The 17,976-nt window shown below is 63.2% G+C and carries 17 protein-coding genes; 9 read left to right on the forward strand and 8 right to left on the reverse strand.

Going from position 1 to position 17,976, the window contains the following annotated elements; genetic code table 11:
• Positions 1 to 14: 14 nt before the first annotated feature.
• Complete coding sequence (locus HWE04_RS00815) at positions 15 to 1,634, reverse strand: tetratricopeptide repeat protein (protein ID WP_241811226.1); 1,620 nt, start codon at positions 1,632 to 1,634, stop codon at positions 15 to 17.
• A 368-nt stretch (positions 1,635 to 2,002) separates the two neighbouring features.
• Here HWE04_RS00815 and HWE04_RS00820 point away from each other — a divergent pair, with 368 nt between their 5' ends.
• From HWE04_RS00820 to HWE04_RS00835, 4 genes are all read left to right on the forward strand, one after another.
• Positions 2,003 to 3,157 (forward strand): porin, encoded by a 1,155-nt coding sequence (locus HWE04_RS00820; RefSeq protein ID WP_006465154.1) that lies wholly within the window; start codon positions 2,003 to 2,005, stop codon positions 3,155 to 3,157.
• A gap of 291 nt (positions 3,158 to 3,448) precedes the next feature.
• On the forward strand, positions 3,449 to 4,117 hold the full coding sequence (locus HWE04_RS00825) for a DUF484 family protein (RefSeq protein ID WP_006465155.1): 669 nt from the start codon (positions 3,449 to 3,451) through the stop codon (positions 4,115 to 4,117).
• 64 nt (positions 4,118 to 4,181) lie between these two features.
• Entirely contained in the window at positions 4,182 to 5,177 is a 996-nt protein-coding gene (locus HWE04_RS00830; RefSeq protein WP_077236200.1) for a tyrosine recombinase XerC, read from the forward strand.
• Positions 5,178 to 5,302: 125 nt separating this feature from the next.
• Positions 5,303 to 5,875: a Fur family transcriptional regulator gene (locus HWE04_RS00835; protein ID WP_241811227.1), complete on the forward strand. Its 573-nt coding sequence runs from the start codon at positions 5,303 to 5,305 to the stop codon at positions 5,873 to 5,875.
• Positions 5,876 to 5,917: 42 nt separating this feature from the next.
• Here HWE04_RS00835 and HWE04_RS00840 read toward each other — a convergent pair whose 3' ends face one another.
• Complete coding sequence (locus HWE04_RS00840) at positions 5,918 to 6,655, reverse strand: HAD-IA family hydrolase (protein WP_077236202.1); 738 nt, start codon at positions 6,653 to 6,655, stop codon at positions 5,918 to 5,920.
• A 73-nt stretch (positions 6,656 to 6,728) separates the two neighbouring features.
• Between HWE04_RS00840 and HWE04_RS00845 the strand changes: the two genes are divergently transcribed.
• The gene (locus HWE04_RS00845; protein ID WP_274619995.1) at positions 6,729 to 7,649 is read left to right on the forward strand and encodes a TraB/GumN family protein; all 921 of its coding nucleotides are present in this window, start codon (positions 6,729 to 6,731) and stop codon (positions 7,647 to 7,649) included.
• Between the two features lie 85 nt (positions 7,650 to 7,734).
• Here HWE04_RS00845 and argB read toward each other — a convergent pair whose 3' ends face one another.
• The 4 genes from argB to HWE04_RS00865 form a co-directional block, all read right to left on the reverse strand.
• A complete protein-coding gene (gene argB / locus HWE04_RS00850) occupies positions 7,735 to 8,628 on the reverse strand; it encodes an acetylglutamate kinase (protein ID WP_006465160.1) in 894 nt (297 codons plus the stop codon).
• Positions 8,629 to 8,756: 128 nt separating this feature from the next.
• Positions 8,757 to 9,593, reverse strand: coding sequence for an SPOR domain-containing protein (locus tag HWE04_RS00855; RefSeq protein ID WP_241811229.1), 837 nt, complete (start codon positions 9,591 to 9,593; stop codon positions 8,757 to 8,759).
• Positions 9,594 to 9,657: 64 nt separating this feature from the next.
• A complete protein-coding gene (locus tag HWE04_RS00860; protein ID WP_241811230.1) occupies positions 9,658 to 10,443 on the reverse strand; it encodes a type III pantothenate kinase in 786 nt (261 codons plus the stop codon).
• Entirely contained in the window at positions 10,440 to 11,282 is an 843-nt protein-coding gene (locus tag HWE04_RS00865) for a biotin--[acetyl-CoA-carboxylase] ligase (protein WP_241811231.1), read from the reverse strand. Before HWE04_RS00865 ends, HWE04_RS00860 begins: the two co-directional genes overlap by 4 nt.
• Positions 11,283 to 11,379: 97 nt before the next feature.
• On the opposite strand from HWE04_RS00865, the gene HWE04_RS00870 reads away from it, so the two are divergent.
• From HWE04_RS00870 to HWE04_RS00885, 4 genes are all read left to right on the forward strand, one after another.
• The gene (locus HWE04_RS00870; RefSeq protein ID WP_241811232.1) at positions 11,380 to 12,540 is read left to right on the forward strand and encodes a VanZ family protein; all 1,161 of its coding nucleotides are present in this window, start codon (positions 11,380 to 11,382) and stop codon (positions 12,538 to 12,540) included.
• A gap of 69 nt (positions 12,541 to 12,609) precedes the next feature.
• Positions 12,610 to 12,930 carry a (2Fe-2S) ferredoxin domain-containing protein gene (locus HWE04_RS00875; RefSeq protein WP_006461409.1) on the forward strand — a complete coding sequence of 107 codons (321 nt, stop codon included), beginning with the start codon at positions 12,610 to 12,612 and terminating at the stop codon, positions 12,928 to 12,930.
• A gap of 31 nt (positions 12,931 to 12,961) precedes the next feature.
• Positions 12,962 to 13,624 (forward strand): alpha/beta hydrolase, encoded by a 663-nt coding sequence (locus HWE04_RS00880; protein WP_006461408.1) that lies wholly within the window; start codon positions 12,962 to 12,964, stop codon positions 13,622 to 13,624.
• A gap of 265 nt (positions 13,625 to 13,889) precedes the next feature.
• Positions 13,890 to 15,044, forward strand: a complete 1,155-nt coding sequence (locus HWE04_RS00885) for a D-alanyl-D-alanine carboxypeptidase family protein (protein ID WP_241811233.1) — start codon at positions 13,890 to 13,892, stop codon at positions 15,042 to 15,044.
• 187 nt (positions 15,045 to 15,231) lie between these two features.
• Here the strand turns inward: HWE04_RS00885 and ahpF are convergent, their stop codons facing one another.
• Both ahpF and ahpC read right to left on the reverse strand, forming a co-directional pair.
• Positions 15,232 to 16,833 (reverse strand): alkyl hydroperoxide reductase subunit F, encoded by a 1,602-nt coding sequence (gene ahpF, locus HWE04_RS00890; protein WP_006461406.1) that lies wholly within the window; start codon positions 16,831 to 16,833, stop codon positions 15,232 to 15,234.
• A 240-nt stretch (positions 16,834 to 17,073) separates the two neighbouring features.
• The gene (gene ahpC / locus HWE04_RS00895; RefSeq protein ID WP_006461404.1) at positions 17,074 to 17,637 is read right to left on the reverse strand and encodes an alkyl hydroperoxide reductase subunit C; all 564 of its coding nucleotides are present in this window, start codon (positions 17,635 to 17,637) and stop codon (positions 17,074 to 17,076) included.
• Between the last annotated feature and the right edge of the window lie 339 nt (positions 17,638 to 17,976).

Genomic DNA, 17,976 nt, shown 5'->3' on the forward strand with positions numbered 1-17,976 from the left:
CGTGGCGCGGCGGTTCAAGCAGCCAGATCCTGTTCTTCCACCTCGTCGTCCTCCTGCACCTGCGGCAACACGCTCTTGAGGCGGTACAGCCGCTGACGATAATTGCCTTCCGGACCGGCGGGGCCACAATCCATGTCTTCGAACAGGCGTCCGATGCGATTGAGCGTACCGCGCTGCTCTCCCGTCTCCACCAGGATCAGGCGCCGCTTGCTGCGCGCATACTGGCTGCGGATGTCCACCATCAGGCAATGACCGCAATCGGCCTGTTTCAGATCGATCAGCAGCGCTTCCGGCCGGGTCAGCCCGAACAGGGCCGCCAGTTCGATGCGTGCCGCCAGGAAGGGATGCGCATTGATCTGCTCGCGACTGAGCTGCGCGCGCGCCCGCATCGCCCATTCGGCAGCCAGGGGGCGATCGGCGACCTTGTCCAGCAAGGTCCGCGCCTGCTGCGCTCCCTGAGTGGCGGCCTTCTGCAACCAATACAGGGCACGCACGTCGTTGCCCGGATCATCGCGACGGTTACGCCAGGCGCCCACCCCGCATTCGACCTGCGCTTCCACATGGCCCATCTCGGCAGCACGCTCGAGGTAATGCTGCACGTCAGCCAGATTGCGTTGCGAAAACTCGGGCTTCAGATAGATACGCGACAGGACATACCAGGCCGCTGCCATGCCCTGCTCCCCGGCCAGGGTGAGCCAGCGGATGGCCTTCTTGTAGTTGGCCGAACCCTGGCCGGCGAAGCGCCGCACGCCCGCTTGGTCCAGACGTCCATATAAAAGACCCAGGGCCAGCTGCGCGTCACGGTCGCAGGCCAGCGCGGCCAGTTCCAGCAATTGCTGGGCGTGCAACAGGTCGGGACGCTTGTCAGCCATATGGACCTGGGCCAGGCGATACAGCAGCTGGATGTTCTGCGCGCCCAGCGCCGCCGCCAGGGCCTCGGAGGGGGCATTGAGTTGCGCCACCGTGCCCTCGTGCTGGCGCAACAGGGCGTCAGCCAGGGGCTGAGCCCGCTGGCGGAAGGTGGCGAAGTCGGATTGCCGCCAGGCCGCGTCGGCCAGCGCGTGCTGGGCTTGTTCGACGCCGGCGTCAGCGGCTTTCTTCGTCCACTGATGCAGCTCCTCGGCCTTGACCGCCGGCGCGGGCGACTGCGCTTCGCCAGGGATGGCGTTCGAAGAGGCTGCAGTGGCGGGAGCCAGCATGCGCTCGCCCTGCCGGGCTAATAACCACTGCGCGTCCGGATCCCCCTCGCGGGCGACCACTTCCAGGGCGCGGATGGCTTTGTGCTTCAACTCGACGCTGATGGTGGCGGTGACGGCAGGGTTATCCAGCACCAGCCGCGCAAACACCAACCCGGCGCGCGTCAGGCCGGCGTCGAATGCACGTTCGTACCATTGCGCAGCTTCCTGCGGCTTGGCCAGCGGTACCACGACCTCATAGGGAATATGCTGGGCGATCAGCATCCAGGCATCGGCCAGCCCCTGGCGCGCCGCCCGCTCCAGCCAATGAAAGGCAGTGCCTGCACTTTGCGGCAAACCATTACCGCCAAACAGATAACGCTTGCCCAGCGTCAATTGCGCCTGCGCCTCTCCAGCACGCGCGGCGCGGATGATTACAAGATCCTCGCGATTGGCCATCAGACCTCCACGTCCGGTCAGAAAGCCAAAATTATGCCCCACAATCGACATTTCTTTAAAAATGACTCGAAAAACTATCAGAATGCATCTTTTTGACAACAAGCGTATTGACGAGACGATGCGGATCAAGTTTGCGTCATACCTGCCGTTAATAAGTGACAAGCTGAGTGCCAAAATTTGCCTGTCATGCATTGACGGGGTGGAAAGCGTTTGAAAAAAACAACACTCATACTGCACTTTGGCGCTTTCAACCAAAATTCCTCCCCCCACGTGACCAATCTGCGGCCACGCCAAATGAGAACCCTTAATGTCTCACCATCCGACCAGAAGTACGGATCCTCAAGACTATTTTTATAGAAGGATGTCAAATGAAAAAATCTCTGCTGGCACTGGCCGTCCTCGGCGCGTTCGCAGGTGCTGCTCAAGCACAAAGCTCCGTCACCATCTACGGTATCGTTGATACCGGTATCGCTTACTCCAGCAAGGTCGCTACCGCAACCGGTGGCACCGGCAGCAAGTTCGGCATCAACTCTGGCGTGATCCAAGGTTCCCGTATCGGTTTCAAGGGCGTTGAAGATCTGGGCGGCGGTCTGTCCGCAGTCTTCAACCTGGAAGCCGGCTTCACCAACGACGACGGCGGCCTGCAAGGCTCCGACGCCGTGACCTCCTCCAACCTGTTCCGCCGCAAGTCGGTGGTCGGTCTGGCTGGTGGCTTCGGTACCGTTCTGCTGGGTCGTCAAACCGACTTCTCGGACACCATCTCCGCTTACACCGCTGTTAACGACTTCGGCGGCGTGGTCTCCAACTCGGGTTCGGGCCTGAACCGCCTGCAAGGTGTTCGTACCAACAACTCGATCAGCTACACCACCACCAACCTGAGCGGCTTCACCGGTAACCTGATCTACGGTTTCGGCGAACAAGCTGGCAAGACCTCCGCTGGTCAAGCCTACGGCATCGGTGGTAAGTACGACAACGGTCCTCTGGGTCTGGGTATCAACTACTACCAATCCAAGGCCGGTTCGACCCCGTCTGACACCAGCCTGATCCCGGCTGCTGGCACCACCGGCAACGCCAACACCGCTGCTGCCGTCGCTGGCAACACCGCTCTGAAGTCCCTGAACGTTGTGGCTTCCTACCAGTTCGGCGCCGCCCGCGTGTACGCTAACTACTCGCGCGTCAAGCAAGATCTGAAGGGCACCCCGACCGTTGCTACCGCAACCCTGGGCAACGCACAGAAGGTTGATACCTATGAAGTCGGTACCGCCTACTCCCTGTCGCCTTCCCTGAAGCTGCTGGCAGCTGTTGACCACTCCCGCGCGACCTTCAACGGCGTCGACGGCAAGGGCAAGCTGACCCAGATCAGCCTGGGTGCTGACTACTGGCTGTCCAAGCGTACCGACCTGTACGCCTTCGTGTCCAACATGCGCGCTAGCGACATCCAAAACCCGGGTGTCACCGGTGGCGCAACCGGTTCCGATGCCAGCCAAACCGCTGTCATCACCGGTATCCGTCACAAGTTCTAATTCATGGATCTGAAACTGGCATGAATGTGTCAGTTTCAACCTGAATTGAGCCTGAGCTGGAACGAAAAAGGCCTGCATGAGCAATCATGCAGGCCTTTTTCTTTTACCTTTCCTTTACCTTCCCTTGCCTTTTCTTATCGCGCCGCCATGCTTTGCACGCCATGGCAGGCAAGGCCGCCTGGCCACGCCGGCGATGATTGTCAGCATGTCCGATAGCGAGGATAATCTCGCGATATTTCCGGCACGCCACCTTTTGCCTGCCGCTGGTACCTCACTCACAGACCCTCGACGATGACCTCCGAACTGGATTCCAACCTGATTGCCGACTACCTGCTGGAACATCCTCATTTCTTCGAGGAGCATGCAGAGCTGCTTTCGACCATCAAGTTGACCAGCCCGGTAATGGGCCGCGCGGTCTCGCTGCAGGAGCGGCAGATGGAAATCCTGCGCGAAAAGATCCGCGTGCAGGAATTGCGCATGGCCGACCTCATGCGTATCGCCCAGGAAAACGACGAGATCACCAACAAGTTCCAGGCCTGGAGCCGCGCCCTGCTGTTGACGCGCGACGCCGCCGACCTGCCACGCACGCTGGTCACCCAATTGCAGGAAATCTTCCACGTGCCGCAAGTGACCGTGCGCCTGTGGAATCTGGGCCAGGCCCATGCCGACAACTGGGCCACCCGGCAAGTCTCGGACGATGCCCGCATCTTTGCCAACGGTCTGTCGGCGCCCTTCTGCGGTCCCAACAAGGAATTCGAAGCGGCCACCTGGCTGGACGATGCCGACTCGGTGAAATCGGTCGCCATCCTGCCACTGCGCGTGGGTGCAGCGCCTGAAGCCTTCGGCCTGCTGGTACTGGGCTCGCCGGACCCGAGCCGTTTCACCTCCGACATGGGGACCGATTTCCTGACCCGCATCGGCGAAACCGGTAGCGCCGCACTGGCCTGCCTGCTGCGCTGATGCACCGCCTGGCAGAGCGGCCCTGTTCCGTTCTGCGCACGCCGCCAATGTGAAGGATGACGCCATGGATGGCACCGCCTCCGCCCTGATCGGCCACTATCTCTCCTTTTTGCGCGCCCAGCGCAAGCTGTCCCCCCATACACTGGACAACTACGGCCGTGACCTGCAGGAATTACGCTCGCTGCTGGCGCCGGCCGACGCGGACGCATCTACTGCCGAGCTCGATCTGCGCGGCGTCACCCAGGTACAGATCAGGAAATGCGCCGCCCGGCTGCATGCACGCGGCCTGAATGCCCGCTCGATTTCACGCAAGCTGTCGGCCTGGCGCGGCTTCTTCGGGTGGTTGTCGATGGAAATCGAACTGCCCGCCAACCCGGTCGATGGCGTCAAGCCCCCCAAGAAGAGCAAACCCCTGCCCAAGGCGCTGGCCGCCGATGATGCCGTGCGCCTGGTCGCACAGGCCGATCCGGGGCGCGACCCCGACTCCACCCTGGCGGCCTGCAATCGCGCCATGTTCGAATTGCTCTATTCGAGCGGATTACGCGTCTCCGAGCTGGTGGGCATCGACGTGGCCGATATCGGCGAAGGCAGCTATGAGTCCGCCGGCTGGATCGACCTGGGCGAGGCCGAGGTCACCGTCACCGGCAAGGGCGGCAAAAAGCGCAAGGTGCCGGTGGGAAAAGCCGCCCTGCAGGCCATCAGCGACTGGCTGCCGCTGCGGGCCGGCCTGGTGCGCGCCGATGGCGGCACCGACTGCCATGCACTTTTCCTCAACGAGCGGGGCGCCCGCATGTCGCCCCGGGTCACGCAATTGCGTTTGAAAGCGCATGGCAAGGGAGTGGAAATGGCGTCCGACGTGCATCCTCACATGTTGCGACACTCCTTTGCCTCGCATGTGCTGCAGAGCTCGGGCGACCTGCGTGCGGTACAGGAAATGCTGGGCCATGCCTCCATCACCGCGACCCAGGTCTATACCGCGCTGGACTTCCAGCGCCTGGCCCAGGTCTACGACCAGGCCCACCCCCGCGCGCGCAAGGGCGGCAAGGACAACAACAACTAGCCGCGACCGCCGCTACGGCTGTCGGCGCGGGGGGTGAGCGCCGCATGGGCTAAAATAGATGACCGGCGCTTGCTGCGCCGCCAAGTTTCTCTGCCAGTGACCTGGCTCCTCGAACGTTCCAGCCAATGCCGACCATGAAAGCCAAAGCCGCCGACCACTCCTCCGCCAGCACCAGCGCGCAAGCCGCGACCGTGACGGGGCTGGCCGAGGCGCAACTGCGCGAAGCCGGCGTGCGGGTGACGCAGGCCCGCGTGAACGTGCTGGGAGCATTGCTGGAAACCCGCAGTGCGGCGTCACACCAGGATATCCAGGATCGCTTCGCCGACATGGACCGGGTCACGCTCTACCGCGCCCTGGATTGCCTGACCGAGGCCGGCCTGGCGCACAAGATTTCCAGCGATGACCGGATCTTCCGCTACAGCGCCGGTGCCGATCATCCCGAGCACGGCCTGCACGACCACTCCCATGGCAAGCAACACCAGCACGGTCATTTCAAATGCACCCGTTGCCACCGAGTGTTCTGCCTGGATGCCAGCGATGGCACCGATTTCCTGGCGACCGTCCTGCCCGATGCCGATCGGCATCGCTCCACCGCCGCGCAATTGCAATCGGCCCTGCGCAAGACACTGGGCAAGGGTTTCCAAAGCCACGAAGTGGAGCTGACCATCAAGGGCTGGTGCGCCGATTGCGCCGACTAAAGCCAGCCCGGCAACTTAGCAACCCAGCGACCCCATCCTCGCCTAGCGCAAGGCTCCCAGCGCCGCCAGCCGGCGCGGCAACTGCCGCACTGAACGAACCTTCACATCAACGAAACCCGGTAAGCGGCTCAAGGCGCGCTGTCCCCCCATATGTCCCAGGAGCGCCTGGCTGCCGCGCAGGTACTGGGTCACCCAGGCAGTACGCACGCCAAGTTCGCGGGCACTTTTCAGGTTGTCCACGGTGTCCTCGACCAGGATGCAGCGACGCGGCGCGATCTTGTGACGCGCCAGCAGCTTGCGCAGCATCAGCCGCGAAGGCTTGGGCCGCAACTGGCGATGCACGTGCATGCTCTCGATGGAAATGTGATGCGAGAAATGGCGGTGCAGCCCCAGATGCCGCACCAGTTCGCGTGAATAACGGCGGGGCGCATTGGTCAGAAGGATCTTGCGTCCCGGCAGTTGCTGCAGCCAGCGGCCGATGCCACGCTCGGCACGGACCATGCCGGGCAGGTCATCGAAGAGGTGTGCCTCGTGCAGGAACTCATCGATATCCATGCCGTGATGGCGCACCAGGCCCAGCAGGGTGGCACCGTACAGTTTCCAGTAATGCCGGCGCAGATAGTTCACCGCCGCCTCGTCGCTGGGCTGCCCGTCGTTCTCCAGCACCCGCTGGATGATGCGGTTCATGTTGGTGTTGATGGCCGGGAAGATCGCGTGCGAGGCGTTGTGCAGGGTGTTGTCGAGGTCGAACAGCCAGAGCGGTGTAGTATTGGACGCCATAAATCGGACCGGCGCGCCTGCCAGCAGGCATGGACGCACCTTCAGCAAAGAAAGGCCAGCAGTGAACGGATTGATGCAACGGGTGATTATAGTGAGTTTGACCTGGTTGTCCTGCTTTAACTTCTCCCTCCCCGCCCATGCGGCCGCTACCGGCGAGGGACAAAGCAGTATCCCGCCGCGCGGCGCGCTGTATCAGGTCTCCGATGGTCGCCATTCCCTGCTGCTGTTCGGCACCATCCACGTGGGTGCACCCGATTTCTATCCGCTGGAGCCGCGCCTGACCCGCGCCCTGTCTGCCGCCCCCGTGCTGGCGCTGGAACTGGACCCGGACAATGGCGCCGCGATGCAGAACGCCGTGCAGCGCTATGCCCTCTACCCTGACGGTCAGCGCATCCAGGACCACCTCGATCCCGCCCTGGCGCAGCGCACGATTGCCACGCTGGAACGTATGGGCCTGCCGCTGCAGGCTGTGCAGCACATGCGTCCATGGATGCTGGCCATGGCCCTGACGGTGCAAGAATACGGGCGCCACGGTTACCGCACCGACCTGGCCGTGGACAGCCATCTGGCCAACGCCGTGCGCGCCCACGGTGGCAAAGTAGTCGAACTGGAGAGCGCGGACCGCCAGATGAGCCTCTTCAGCCAGCTTACCGAAGCACAACAGGCCGAATTCCTGGCCGATACCCTGCGCGAACTGGATGATGCCGCCCTGAGCCGCAAGCTCGACCTGCTGGTGACCGCCTGGCGACACGCCGACAGCGCCGGCTTCGCCACAGCGCTCAAGGACATGCGGCAGGATGACAGCTTCGCCACCCGCTTTACGCTCAAGACCCTGCTCCAGCAACGCAATCCCGGGCTGGCCAAGGGCGTGGCCGACCTGCTGCGCCAGCATGACGGCGCCGTGGCGGCGATCGGCATCCTGCACCTGGTGGGACCGGACAGCGTGCCGCTCTTGCTGAAGAAAACGGGATTGCAGGTCAAACAACTCTATTGAGCTGTGCCACACCTTGACCGGCGGGCATAAAAAATGGATGAGCATGCTCATCCATTTTTTGTCCTGCCGACTACCCGACGCGGTATCAGTGCGAGCGGATCATGGTCCCGAAGGCCTGCTCGGTCAGCACTTCCAGCAGCAGCGAGTGTTCGATGCGACCGTCGATGATGTGCACCGTGTTCACGCCCGACTTGGCCGCATCCAGGGCCGAGGAAATCTTGGGCAGCATGCCACCGGAAATGGTGCCGTCGGCAAACATCTCGTCGATCTCGCGGGCCGACAGGTCGGTCAGCAGATTGCCGGCCTTGTCCTGGACACCGGCGATGTTGGTCATCATGATCAGCTTTTCGGCGTGCAGGATCTCGGCGATCTTGCCGGCCACCACGTCGGCATTGATGTTGTAGGCCTGGCCGTCGTCACCGAAACCGATGGGCGAAATGATGGGGATGAAAGCATCGTCCTGCAGCGCCTTGACCACCGCCGGGTTGATCGCCTCGATCTCGCCCACGTAGCCGATGTCCAGAAACTGGCCCGGATGCTCCTTGTCCGGCATCTGCATCTTGCGCGCGCGGATCAGGCCGCCGTCCTTGCCGGTCAGGCCCACCGCCTGGCCACCATAGTGATTGATCAGCATCACGATGTCCTGCTGCACTTCGCCGCCCAGCACCCATTCCACCACTTCCATGGTCTCTTCGTCGGTGATGCGCATGCCCTGCACGAAGGTCCCCTGCTTGCCGATCTTCTTGAGTGCCGCATCGATCTGCGGGCCGCCACCGTGGACCACCACCGGGTTCATGCCGACCAGCTTCAACAGGATCACGTCACGGGCGAAGCCGTGCTTGAGGCTTTCCTCGGTCATCGCATTGCCACCGTACTTGACCACGATGGTCTTGCCGTGGAATTTACGGATATACGGCAGCGCCTCGGCCAGGATTTCGGCTTTGATCTGGGGGGCTACGTTGGTCAGGTCGGTGGTCATGGCAATGTCCTGTCGATGCGATGAGGGATGGGTGACGGGTAAAGGTTAGGGACGGGATTTTACATGGAAAGCCGCCCGGCTTCGCAGCGCAACATGCGGCGTGTCCGATCCAGACAACGCCGCCGCCTTCAGGCGCTGCAGCCGCGGATTTCCTGGTCCGGGAAAGCGCTCTTGATGTTGTCCAGGGCGCTGCGCGCCTCCGGTGTCAGATCACGCAACTGGAACACCTGCTTGCCGGCCCCGGAGCGGCGCGCAATGATGCGGGCGCTGCGCACCCCGCGCGAGATCAGCTGGCTGACATAGGCCTTGGCCGCCTCCTCGGTGCGGAAGATGCCCAGCGAAACACCCGAGCGCAATGCCGGGTTGGGGAAACTGTCAGGAATGACGTAGAAGTCGCCGATGCCCAGGCGACGCAGCTCGGCGATGCGCCGGTCGGCTCCCTCTCGGCCATCCTGCGGGGGGATGTAGACCATGTGGCTGGTCACATCCTGGGTCAGCTTCTGGACCACCTTGTCACCCAGGTTGAGACTGGCAAGCTGGGCCGAGAAGCGACGGGCATCGGCAGCCGTGAAGTTGCCGACCTCGGTGCAGGAAGGGGTGACGGCAGCGACCTGAGGCGCCGTCGTGGCTGGGGTGGATGGGGTTGCTGAGGTGGCCGGCCCCGCCGGCGTCGCTTGCGCAGCGGCGGCAGGATCACTTGCAGCAGGCGTGGCGGCGGCCGGGGCAACGGCAGCGGGCGCGCCCTCGGCGCTGGCAGGCGCGCCGGGCGCCGGCTGCGCCCGCAGCTGGGAGGCCAGCTTCTCGCTATTGGCCGGCAGCACGCTCAACAGCTCGGGATGCAATTGCTCGGCCAGGCGCTGCGGCTCGCGTCGTTCGGTCGCACTGGCGCCGAAATAGCCGCGCGGCAATCCGAACAGGACCACGTTACCGACCAGCAATAGCCAAAAAAGCAGTTTCAGCTTCATCCGTGCCTTGTCTTTCCTTGTCTTTGCTTGCCTTGGTTGATCTGCCTGACTTGATGGACTGGCTTCAACGCCCATGGTTCATGGCCGTCTGCAGGCCGAGCAGGACCAGATTATCCACTTTTTCCAGCGCCGTATCGCCCAGCCGCAGGTAAGGCGCCAGCAGCACGCCGGCACCACCGGACAGTAGGCAGCGCACCCGCGCCCGGGGTCGCGCGAGCTGGCGTTGCACCAGCGCATGTTCGATCGCCCCGACCTGGGCGGCGATGCAACCGGAAACGATGGCGTCCACCGTATTGTCGGCAAATACCTTCTCGGGCGGTGCCGCGCCATCGATGCGTGGCAGTTGCGCGGTGTTCAGCGCCAGAGAGGTGGCCATGGTGCCGAAGCCGGGCAGGATCATGCCGCCCTCGAACACACCAGCGGCACTGAGCACGTCGATGGTCGTGGCCGTACCACAGGTGACCACCAGCAATTCCTCGTCGGGAAATAGCGCGCGCGCGCCGATGGCGGCGGCGAAACGGTCACAACCGAGTTGGCCGGGATGGCGATAGCCGTTGCGCACGCCGGCACGCTCGGCGGTGGAGGCAAACCATTCGACGATGACACGCGGCCCGAAAGCCTCCTGCAAGACAGCCTGCAGGCTGTCCCGCAACGCCGGGCCGGCCACGTTGGAGACGCACACCTGCATTCCTGCAGTCGGCACCACCATGCCTGACCAGGCCTGCAACAGCGTGGCCACGTCGGCACGCTCGACCGCGCCCTGCTGCAGCCAGCCGCCCGTCACGGCCGTGTCAACGCTGGACAGGGCCCACTTGATACGGGTATTGCCGGCGTCGATCAGCAGCATCATCCGTCCTGCAGGCGCAACGACAGGTCACCGGCCAGCACCTCGACCTGGCCCAGCTCGGTATCCATCAGGAAGCGGCCCATCATGTCCACCCCAACGGCGGTCCCCTCATGGACCACGCGACCGTTGTCGACGATCTTGACGGACTGTCCGGCGTAGGCGTGGAAGGCTTCCCAGCGCTTGACGAAGGCACCGAAGCCGCGTTGTTCGAACTCCTCCAGCACGCCGGCCAGGGCGCTGGCGATGATGGCCAGTACCGTCTCGCGGGGCGCCTTCTGCAATTCGGTCGCCGCCCCCACCGGACGCTGCAGCTCGTCGGCCAGGCCCACCGGCACGGCCAGGTTGATACCAATGCCGATCACCGCCCAGGTGGCGTCACCGCGCCCACCGTCGGAAGCGGTCTCGATGAGGATGCCGGCCAGCTTGGCGCCGTCGCGCAGCACGTCATTGGGCCATTTCAGCTGCGGGCGCACGCCGAACACTTCGAGCGCCTCGGCCAGCGCCACGCCGATGGCCAGCGGCAGACCCAGCAAAGCATGCGTAGGGCGCTGCAGGCGCCAGGCCAGCGAAAAGGTCAGCGAATCCTCGGGGGCCGCGCGCCAGGGACGGCCGGCGCGGCCGCGACCAGCGGTCTGGCGGTCCGCCACCAGCAACAGAGGGCGTTGCAGGCTGCTCAAACGCTGCATCAGGTCGACGTTGGTGGAACCGGTCTGGGCCACCGCCTCGACGTCGATGCGTTGCTGGCCATCGCGGTCGGAGCCGGCCAGCAACATGCCGATGCGCTCGGGACGCACCAGCGGCGCCGATTCCGATTCGGCGGGCATGGGAAAAGTCAGGGTCATAGCGCGCATTGTACCGGCAGACAGTGTCCGCGCGGCGGGCCAGGGGCAGTAGGGACGGCAGGGGCGGCGGCCCGCGAAATCGGTTACCCTCTGGCGCATGCCAGCTCCAACCGATTCCGCCGCCAACAGCGAGGCCAACCGCACCCGCGCTCCTGCTGCGCCGACCGCGTCTTCCTTTGCGCGGGTCAGCCTGCTGGTCTATGCCCTGCTGATCGTCTACGCCAGCTGGTACCCCTTCAGCGGCTGGCGCGACATGGGCATCAAACCCTTCGACTACCTGGGCGCGCGGCTACCCTATTACTGGACCGCCTTCGACGTCTGGACCAATGTCGCCGGCTACGCGCCCCTGGGAGCGCTGCTGGTGCTGGCCATGTATCCGCGCATCCGGCCGTGGTGGGCCGTATGGCCGGCCATGCTGGGCGGGGCGCTGCTGTCGGCCTGCATGGAGGCGGTGCAGACCTACCTGCCGACCCGCGTGCCTTCCAACCTCGATCTCCTGACCAACTCCGCCGGGGCCGCACTGGGCGCCGTACTGGGAGCGCTCTGCAGTCGCTACTTCCTGCACGAGAGCCGCTTCCTGCTGGTACGGCGGCGCTGGTTCTCGGGTGAAGCCAGCCGCGGACTGGCGGTGGCGGGCCTGTGGCCGCTGGCGCTGATCTATCCCCAGAACCACCTGTTCGGCCTGGGTCATCTGGTGCCACCCTTGTCGGCCTTCTTTTCCGACCTGCTCGATACCCCCATCGACCTGGCCACTACCTGGCTCAACAGCGCCCAGCTCAGTGCCGAGCAGTACTGGCTGGCCGACGTCATCGTCACCGCCTGCGGCCTGACCGGGGCCGCCTTGCTGTTCCTGCTGCTGTTGCGCAGGCAGGCACCACGGCGGCGCCTGGTGGCGCTGTACCTGTTGGCCTGCATCGCGGCCAAGTCGCTGGCCTGCGCGCTGTTCTTCGCGCCCCAGAATGCCTTCATCTGGATTTCGCCCAGCGCCGTGGGCGGGATCATGCTGGGCACCCTGATGATCGCCGGACTGACCTGGGCGCCCCCCACGGCACAGCGACGCGTCGCCGCACTGGCGCTGATCCTGAGCCTGGTGGTGACCAATGCGGTACCGGCCAACCCCTACTACCTCTCCACACTGGAGACCTGGGTACAGGGCAAGTTCCTCAACTTCGACGGCGCCGCCCAGTTCCTGTCGGTCCTGTGGCCCTTCCTGGCGATCTGGTTCCTGTTCCACCCGGTGCACCGCAGGCAAGTCTGAGCGGGGTGTATCATTGACGCTTTGCCGGCCCGCGCCGGCAGCGTCGCCACTGTCCAGAGGTCTTCATCCATGAGCGATCAACCCTACTACGAACACCACGTCTTCTTCTGCCTGAACCAGCGCAAGCCGGGCGAGCGCACCTGCTGTGCCGACAAGGGTGCCCAGGCAGCCCAGGAACATGCCAAGAAGCGCATCAAGCAACTGGGCCTGTCGGCACCCGGCAAGGTCCGCATCAACAAGGCCGGCTGCCTGGAGCGCTGCGAAGAAGGCCCGGTGGTGGTGATCTACCCGCAGGGCACCTGGTACACCTACGTCGATAACGAAGACATCGACGAGATCATCGACAGCCACATCGTCGGTGGCAAGGTGGTCGACCGCCTCAAGATCTAGCAGCACGCTCCATCACAGTTTTCAGCAAGCCATGAACGCACACACCCAGAATTTCATGATCGCAGGCGCCGTCGGCCAGCTAGAATGCGCACTCGACCTGCCTGACCCCGAACTCTTCGCCGCCCCGGTCGGCCTGGCCCTGGTGGCCCATCCCCACCCGCTCTATGGCGGAACCATGGACAACAAGGTCGCACAAACCCTGGCCCGCACCTTCCTGGCGCTGGGCTATGTGGCGGTACGCATGAATTTCCGTGGCGTGGGCAAGTCCGAGGGCGTGCACGACCATGGCGCCGGGGAGACCGACGACATGGCCCTGCTGCTGCAACACATGCGCAACCAGTATCCGGACCTGCCGCTGGCGCTGGGCGGATTTTCCTTCGGTACCTTCGTCCAGGCCCAACTGCAGCAGCGCCTGCTGCAACAGGATGCGGGCTCGGCTGCCGAGCGCCTGGTGCTGGTCGGCACCGCCGCCGGCAAGTGGCCCATGCCACCGGCTCCGGCCAATACCATCCTGATCCACGGCGAGCAGGACGACACCATTCCCCTGACCGCCGTACTGGACTGGGCCCGCCCGCAGGAACTGCCGGTAGTCGTCATTCCGGGATCGGACCACTTTTTTCACCGCAAGCTGCAACATATCAAAAACGTCGTGGTCGAAAGCTGGCATCGCCGCCCGGCGCAGCTTCAGGCCTGAGCGTTTTTCACCGACGGCCCGAAGGCACGGCGGCGCTGTGAAGCACAGGGCGCCATGCCGGTTTCGTGAGGGGATTTTCGGGGTGAAGATCCATTCAATTGGGAACGAAGCCACATGACGTTTATAATTCAGTGCGTGCAGCCGGCCCGGTGTCCTCGGCGCCTTCGCCACGCTGCCACCTCAAACTGAGCCTGCCCTGCCTTACTCTCTTTTCAAACCAACAGCTACGATGTCCCCCCGTGCTGGCAATTTTTCTTAGGCACCGATGAAAAAGCTTCTCGCGGCGCTCGCCGCAACCGTCCTTTCCGTTTCCGCCCTTACCGCTTCCGCCCAGAGTCTGCCGCCGCCTACCGTGGCTGCCAAGAGCTGGTTGCTGCTGGATGCCTCGGCCAACCAGGTGATCGCCTCCGCCGATCCGGACACCCGCGTGGAGCCAGCCTCGCTGACCAAGCTGATGACCGCCTACCTGGCCTTTGCCGCCCTGCGCGACAAGCGCCTGAGCCTGGAACAGGAAGTCAGCGTCTCGGTCAACGCCTGGAAGGTCGACCCGAGCAGCTCCAAGATGTTCATCGAGCCCAACAAACCGGTCTCCATCGACAACCTGCTGTACGGTCTGATCTCGGTCTCCGGCAATGATGCCGCCGTGGCCGTGGCCGAAGCGGTCTCCGGCACCGAAGACGCCTTCGTGCAGTTGATGAACCGCGAAGCCCAGCGCCAGGGCCTGACCAATACCCACTTCAGCAACCCGCACGGCCTGCCCAGCGCGGACACCTATACCACCGCGCGCGACCTCTCGATCCTGTGCCGCAACCTGATCAACGACTTCCCCGACTATTACAAGCGCTACTACTCCGTCAAGAAGTTCACCTACAACAACATCACCCAGCCCAACCGCAACCGCCTGCTGTGGCTGGACCCGACGGTGGACGGCATGAAGACCGGTCACACTTCCAGCGCCGGCTATTCGCTGATCACCTCGGCCCATCGCCCGGTGCCCAACGGCGAGCGCCGCCTGATCTCGGTGGTGATCGGTACCGTCTCCGACCAGGTCCGTACGCAGGAAAGCCAGAAGCTGCTGAACTGGGGCTTCCAGAACTTCGACGCCGTCAAGCTGTACGCCAAGGGCCAGCCGGTCGATACGCCTGACGTATGGAAGGGTTCGCAGGGCAAGATCAAGGTCGGCTTCAAGAACGATGTCTACATCACCATCCCCAAGGGCAGCGCCGACAAGGTCAAGACCAAGCTGGATCGCAACGATCCGCTGATCGCTCCGATCTCGGAAAACGCCAAGATCGGTACCCTGAAGGTGACCATCGATGACAAGACCGTGGCAGAACTGCCGGTAGTGGCCCTGGAATCGGTGGGTCCGGCCGGCTTCATCGGCCGCGCCTGGGATTCGCTGCGCCTGATGTTCAAGTAAGCAGGTCTTCCGGCTGCTTCGGCACCCAGCAAAACGCCATCGAGCAATCGATGGCGTTTTTTTATGCCTACTGGATAGGCATGCGATGCGTGAAATGCGTGAGATGCCGACTCCGATGCAGGCATCCCACAAACAAAAACGCCACCGGAACGAACCGGTGGCGTTTTGTTCAGGACTGCGATGATGCTCAGGCAGCCACGGCTTCCTTGGTCACGGCCGGCGCGACATCGTCAGCCGAGGAGCGGATCAGGTGATCGAAGGCCGACAGGGCTGCAGTGGCGCCAGCACCCACGGCGATGACGATCTGCTTGAACGGCACGGTGGTCACGTCACCCGCTGCAAACACGCCGGGAATCGAAGTCTGGCCACGGGCATCGATCTCGATCTCGCCATGCTTGGACAGCGCCAGCGTTCCCTTCAGCCATTCGGTATTGGGCACCAGGCCGATCTGGACGAACACGCCTTCCAGTTCCACGTGCTTGACCTCGCCGGTATCACGCTCCTTGTAGCTGATGCCGTTGACGCGCTGGCCATCGCCGGTGATCTCGGTCGTCTGCGCCGAGGTCACGATGGTGACATTGGGCAGGCTCTTCAGCTTGCGCACCAGCACTGCATCGGCCTTCAGTTCAGCAGCGAACTCGATCAGGGTCACATGGGCGACGATACCGGCCAGGTCGATGGCCGCTTCCACGCCCGAGTTGCCGCCGCCGATCACCGACACGCGCTTGCCCTTGAACAGCGGACCATCGCAGTGCGGGCAATAGGCCACGCCCTTGTTCTTGTATTCCTGCTCGCCCGGCACGTTCACATTGCGCCAGCGGGCGCCGGTGGACAGGATCACGGTCTTGCCCTTCAACACGCCGCCGTTGGCCAGCTTCACTTCGATCAGCTTGTCGCCCGGCACCAGGGCCTCGGCGCGTTGCACGTTCATGATGTCGACGTCATACGCCTTGACGTGCTGTTCCAGCGCGGTGGCAAATTGCGGGCCCTCGGTTTCCTTCACCGAGATGAAGTTTTCGATCGCCAGCGTATCGAGTACCTGGCCGCCGAAACGCTCAGCCACCACACCGGTGCGGATACCCTTGCGGGCGGCATAGATTGCAGCAGCTGCACCAGCAGGACCACCGCCGACGATGAGCACGTCGTAGGCTTCCTTGGCGCTCAGTTCCTCACCCTTGCGGGCGGCGGCGCCGGTGTCCAGACGGGCGAGGATTTCTTCCACGCCGGTACGGCCCTGGCCGAACACTTCACCGTTCATGTACACGGTCGGCACGGCCATGATCTGGCGTTGCTCGACTTCACCCTGGAACAGCGCGCCATCGATGGTCACCGAGCGGATGCGCGGGTTGATGATGGACATCACGTTCAGGGCCTGCACGACTTCCGGGCAGTTCTGGCAGGTCAGCGAGACATAGGTCTCAAAGCTGTAGTCACCATCCAGATTCTTGATCTGCTCGATGACCTTGTCGTCGAGCTTGATCGGGTGCCCGCCCACTTGCAGCAGGGCCAGCACCAGGGAGGTAAATTCGTGGCCCATCGGGATCGCGGCGAATTCGACGCTGATATCGGTCCCGGGGCGGTTCAGTGTGAACGACGGGGTACGTGCGTTCGCGCTGGAGTCGCGTTGCTCGACCAGCTTGATGCGGTCCGACAGCAGCACGATTTCCTGCAGGAGTTCCTGCATCTCACGGGACTTGGCGCCATCATCGAGCGACGCGACGATCTCGATCGGGTGGCTGACCTTTTCCAGATAGGCCTTCAATTGGGTCTTGAGATTGGCATCAAGCATGATGATTACTTCCTAGTTGGGAGATTCGAGTCTTCTGGAGCACGGCTTGGCCCTTGTGGGGATCCGCCGCTGGCCCAAAGGGGCCGCTCCAGACAGGTACTACAGGATAATTTCTAGCTGAATTTAATTGCCGAGTAGGCGTAGCGAGCGGCCCGAGGTCTGCGGGAGAAGCGCAACCGTACTTGAGTACGGTGAGCATCGCAGCGCAGAGATCGCGCCGCGCAGTAGCCCAATCGGAAATTAAATCTTGCCGACCAGATCCAGGGACGGCTTCAGGGTGGCAGCGCCTTCTTCCCACTTGGCGGGGCAGACTTCACCCGGGTGCGAGGCGACGTATTGTGCAGCCTTGACCTTGCGCAGCAGTTCCGAAGCGTCACGGCCGATGCCGTTGTCATGCACTTCCATGACCTTGATTTCGCCTTCCGGATTGATCACGAAGGTGCCGCGCAGTGCCAGGCCTTCTTCTTCGATCAGCACTTCGAAGTTGCGTGCCAGGGTAGCGGTCGGGTCGCCCACCAGCGGGTACTGGACCTTCTTGATGGCGTCGGAGGTGTCGTGCCATGCCTTGTGGGCGAAGTGGGTGTCGGTGGACACGCCATAGACTTCAACGCCCAGCTTCTTGAATTCAGCGTAGTTGTCGGCCAGATCTTCCAGTTCGGTCGGGCACACGAAGGTGAAGTCCGCCGGGTAGAACACGAACACGGACCACTTGCCCTTCAGGGTGGCTTCGGTGATGTCGACGAACTTGCCATCGTGGTAAGCAGTTGCCTTGAACGGTTTGATAGTGGTGTTGATCAGGGACATGTCGATTTCCTTTTAAGGGGGGTTGAGTGAAGCGATGGGTTGAATAGTAGAACGCCAAACAAAATAGATCAATTTTATTTAATCAATACTTTTGATTGGATTTAACTATCAGTCGTAGAGGCGAGGCTATCGGACTCGCCAGCGACCGGCAAACAGCCCGGGCACCCGGATCACATGGCGGCACGGCCTGCAGATGCAAGCGCGACGCGAGCCAAAATCCGATATCGATCGCTTAAGATGAAGCACTTTCGACGCTCCGGCCGACGTCTGACCGGGGAGCAGCGAAAGTGGGAGCAATGTTACTGCAAGCCTGCCGTTCTTGTGCAGCCGCACAAGCCG

The sequence above is a fragment of the Herbaspirillum sp. C7C2 genome (assembly GCF_022627865.1).
GTDB lineage: Bacteria > Pseudomonadota > Gammaproteobacteria > Burkholderiales > Burkholderiaceae_D > Herbaspirillum > Herbaspirillum frisingense.